The sequence below is a fragment of the Sphaerochaeta sp. S2 genome, assembly GCF_016406725.1.
Lineage (GTDB): Bacteria > Spirochaetota > Spirochaetia > Sphaerochaetales > Sphaerochaetaceae > Sphaerochaeta.
The window spans coordinates 1-2,535 of the sequence record NZ_JAEKNT010000273.1; the positions used below are offsets into that span (position 1 = coordinate 1).

Below are 2,535 nucleotides of genomic sequence, written 5' to 3' on the forward strand. Positions count from 1 at the left end.
ACTTTGCACAGCGTTTTTCCAGGAAGGCTGATGGGATCTGGCTGCCGGAGACAGCAATCAGTCCTATGGTCATCGATATCCTTGCTGAAGAAGGTGTTTCCTACGTCATCCTCTCACCTTGGCAATGCAAGGCAATCGAGGACAAGGAGAAGGGACGAATTGAACTGGAAGGCAGAGGAGCCCCATACGACAGACCATTTCTCCTGAAAGGTGCCAAGGGGAAGACCATCAGTGCATTTTTCTATAATCCCCAGTTGGCTGAAGGCATCAGCTTCGGGCACTACCTGAGGGACGCTGACTCTCTCTACCAACGCCTGGTTTCCATCAGGGAAGATGAGAAACCCAGCCTGATTCATACTGCTACCGATGGTGAGATCTACGGTCATCATGAACCCTATGGAGATATGGCTCTCTCCGCCCTGATCAAGAAGGTCGAAGAGCGAGATGACTTTACGTTCACCAACTATGCCTCCTATCTCAATGATCATCCGGCTACTGAGTTGGCCTACCTGCATGATGGGGAAGACAGCAAGGGGACCAGTTGGTCATGCAGTCATGGTGTTTCCCGATGGTACAAGGATTGTGGTTGCCATACAGGTGGTGAAGAGAGCTGGAACCAGGCATGGAGAAATCCTCTTCGCCTTGCTTTCGATAATCTCTCAAGCGAAATCGACATAATTTTTACTGATGAAGTACAGAAAATCTTGGGCAAAGACTTTGATTCCAGGGAATTACTCTACCAATTTTCCTCGGTTGCCAGCCATATCAAGGATATGGACAGCTTCCTCTCTTCATTTACGGATGATGCTGGAAAGAAACATAGGTTGGCGATGTTGCTGGAGGGGCAGAAATACAAGCACTTCTCCTACACCAGTTGTGGTTGGTTCTTCAATGACCTAGCTGGATTGGAACCAAAACAAAATATTGCCTATGCGCTCATGGCTGTCGATTTATACAATCCATTCAGCAAAAAAGACCTGCTGGGACAACTTCTGGAAGATCTGGCAAAGGCAAAGGCAAATAGGAAGCAGGACGGAAATGGAAAGACCATCGCCAAGGAACTCATGAATACACTTCCCGGTGAGGTAGAAGCAGCACTTTTCTTTGCCCTCAATCGACGCATCGCCGAGAAAGCGGATTATGAGGACACCTATGGATGGTTCCACTTGGAATCATACACAGAAGTGGATGAACATACTGAACGGCTTCATGTCACCGATACAGAAACCCTGACGAAATACATCTGCACCGCACGTGACCCAAATCCCAAACAGGCCACGCTCGAGTATCTCATGGAAGTTCAAGAGCAAGGCTCAGAGACAGTCAAGTCCACGAATATCGGGCATAAGCAGATTCCCTTGCGCATGCGTGACCAACTATTCGACCAGATAGACAGAAGTGTATGCTCCCTTGACTATGATGCTCTCAGGAGATTGTCAAAAAACATTTTCCACTATGCCACACTGGCAAAGCATGTACCATATCTACCCATGGGGTCCCTCTATGAAGAGTTGATCGGTTCATCCTTGAGTTCCATCAAGAGTCTGTTCATGTATGGCAGCTTGGATAAATGGGATGCATACAAACAGGATTTTGCCTTGATGCTTGAGTTCCTCAAGAAGTATGGCAAACAACCTGATATTGATCTGGTCGCTACCATCTTCCACACCCAAATGACCAATCTGGGTGAAAAGATTCAGGAACATGGGCTGTATGCGGACAATATTCGTTTCATTCTGGAGTTCTTGCAGATTGTCAGGGAGAGAGGGTTCCAACCTGATCTTACAGCACTGCAGAATGCAGTATATCCGTATGTAAGCATGCAAAAACAACCGAAGGAAGAGGACATCACCTCAATCAACGCTTTGGCTAAGGAATTGAACTTTGATATCTATATCAATTAATTGGCAATAAGCTTGGCCAGCTCAGGGTCCTCCTCAAGGACCATCTGGGCATAGGAACAGAGGGGAACTATCAGTTTCCCCTCTTTCTTTACCTGTTCTACGACAAGCATCACCAGCTTCCTTGCAATACCCTGTCCCCTTAGGCTGGGAGAAACATAGGTATGATCAATTGCGATTCGTTTATCACCAAGGGAGCGCATGGTGATTCTGGCCATGGGAATCTCATTCTCTTTTCCGTAGGCAAATCCATTATCTGCTTTGTAATAGTCCATCAGCTCCTCCCTGTTTGCAGTAGCTTCTTTGCATGCCCAAGGCTTTCGCTACTTGAATCATCACCACTGAGCATTCTTGCAATTTCCTTTTGACGTTCTTCCTCTTCCACTCTTCTGATCATGGAGTAACTCATCTGGTTCCGTATCTCCTTGTGCACCACCAGATGGGTATCTGCCTTGCTTGCAATGGATGCAAGGTGGGTGATGACAATAACCTGATGGGAACGACTGAGATTCATCAGCTGGTCAGCTACAGAGAGCGCCACGCTGCCTCCAATACCGGCATCAACCTCATCAAAGATCAGGGTAGGAACGGCATCACTCTCTGCCAGGCTGGTTTTTACTGCAAGCATGATACG

Annotated in this window: 2 protein-coding genes and 1 pseudogene; 1 reads left to right on the top strand and 2 read right to left on the bottom strand. The window is 47.3% G+C overall.

Translation table 11 applies throughout. The annotated features are described in order from the left end of the window. On the top strand, window positions 1–1,904 hold a 1,904-nt coding region (locus tag JF818_RS07710; RefSeq protein ID WP_198891443.1), incomplete at its 5' end, for a DUF3536 domain-containing protein. Here JF818_RS07710 and JF818_RS07715 read toward each other — a convergent pair. Together JF818_RS07715 and JF818_RS07720 are read right to left on the bottom strand one after the other, a co-directional pair. Continuing rightward, window positions 1,901–2,176, bottom strand: a complete 276-nt coding sequence (locus JF818_RS07715; protein WP_198891444.1) for a GNAT family N-acetyltransferase — start codon at window positions 2,174–2,176, stop codon at window positions 1,901–1,903. The two genes, JF818_RS07710 and JF818_RS07715, sit on opposite strands and share 4 nt — an antisense overlap. Next, window positions 2,176–2,535, bottom strand: a pseudogene (locus tag JF818_RS07720) (DNA repair protein RecN); the annotation flags it as partial. The gene JF818_RS07715 and the pseudogene JF818_RS07720, both read right to left, overlap by 1 nt.